The following is a 1,534-nucleotide window of genomic DNA, read 5'->3' as shown; positions in this document are numbered from 1 at the left end:
CGATGCAAATTTTGAAATTAAAAAGCAGCAAAAGCATGAAGCCCTTGCTGCGCGGGATAACAAATTGATGACTCAACTTGTTTCCTGAAATTTTAAAGAAAAAACTTGTTTTTTAACACAGTACCTAAGCGTAGTGCGGAGGCAAGGAAACTTTTCGTTTCCATCTGCGCACGAAGCTAAAGCTTATTGTTTAGTTTTATTTTTTCTTGTCCAAAGCTAAATCCATAAGATTTAGCGACTTACTAAATATACAGAGACCTTTCGATTTAGCCCTAAACTCCGCATTACGTTTAGGCTTTGTTGTGCGTAGTTTTTATTCCGTTCCAATTAAATTAATTTCAGTTCTTTTTTCAGGAAATTCATAAAGCTTGTTGTCGATAATATACATTTCGAAATCGGAGTCTTTTAATAATAAGCTATCTCCTTTATTTTCGTATTTGCCAACATAAACTCTTCCATTGTTATTTTCGTCACACAGATAAAAGTATTCATTATTTTTTCCGATGCTCAATTCGTAGACAACATCGTTTATTGAGAATTTATATTCCGTATTATTTCTTTCGTGATAATTCACAAACCATAAATTCCATAATGCGTAAAAAATCAGAGGGCAAACGAAAGCATTAACTAAAAACAACTTCGAGAACGGTTTTTTTAAATAAAATAGTGTTACTCCAATTATCAAGTTTATTCCAAAAAGTATAGGTACAATTAATACTATTCCGATAGAAACGCTTGGGTCAGGTTTCATCGAATAAATCCATAATCCAAGAAGAATAATTTCAAGAATGAGAATTCCAATTCCGTATTTTATTTTTGTATTAGGACTCATTTTTTAAATTACGCACAACGTTGTTGTGTATGATTAGTTGCGTGGTTTAAGCACTAAAGTTAGCAAATAAAACACAGATAGAAAGTCCGCGAGGACTTTCGTAAATTGGCTAAAACCAGCAATTAATTTTACACGGTGTTGCCATTTCGTTGTTTTTTCAAATTTTTATTATTCAGTTAAATATCGTTTTCCGATTTTCAGCATTTGAGTAAATTCCGCAGTTTTCTATTCCGCAAACTTGCTTAAATTCCGAAATATTTTTAATTCAGATTTGGGTGAGCAATTCCGCAACTTGCTAAATTCTACACACAATTCGGTTTTAGTTTTTCAATTCCTCTTTTATTTTCATTCAGCGTTATTATTCCGTTTTTTTCTATCTCGAATTGTTAGTGCCATTGCTATAATTAATAAAACACTTCCAGTAATTCTCAACCAAAACCCTGAATTCATTTCGTCTGATGTGAAAATGAAATTCAATATTATTAATATAAAACTTACAATAATTAAAATTAAGGGTAAATTATCTTTTTTCATTAGTTTAAATTTAGTTTTTAGTACGTTCCGCCAATGAATGGCAACGGTCCGGGTATATCTTCCGGAAGGCGCAGCCTGCCGAGTGGAAGATTGCTGTGACTTCTGGAATATATGCCCAGTTGTGTGTAGTTATCTAAAGTAGGTAGTAAAGTTGGCAAAAACAAAATA

The 1,534-nt window shown here is 32.2% G+C and carries 1 protein-coding gene; it reads right to left on the bottom strand.

What is annotated here, in order from left to right:
- Positions 1–313: 313 nt before the first annotated feature.
- Positions 314–832: a hypothetical protein gene (locus HW347_RS20545; RefSeq protein WP_214613594.1), complete on the bottom strand. Its 519-nt coding sequence runs from the start codon at positions 830–832 to the stop codon at positions 314–316.
- Positions 833–1,534 lie beyond the last annotated feature (702 nt).

The organism is Zobellia barbeyronii, assembly GCF_018603515.1.
In the GTDB taxonomy this organism is placed as follows: Bacteria; Bacteroidota; Bacteroidia; order Flavobacteriales; family Flavobacteriaceae; genus Zobellia; species Zobellia barbeyronii.
This window is presented reverse-complemented; position numbering and strand designations above follow the sequence as displayed.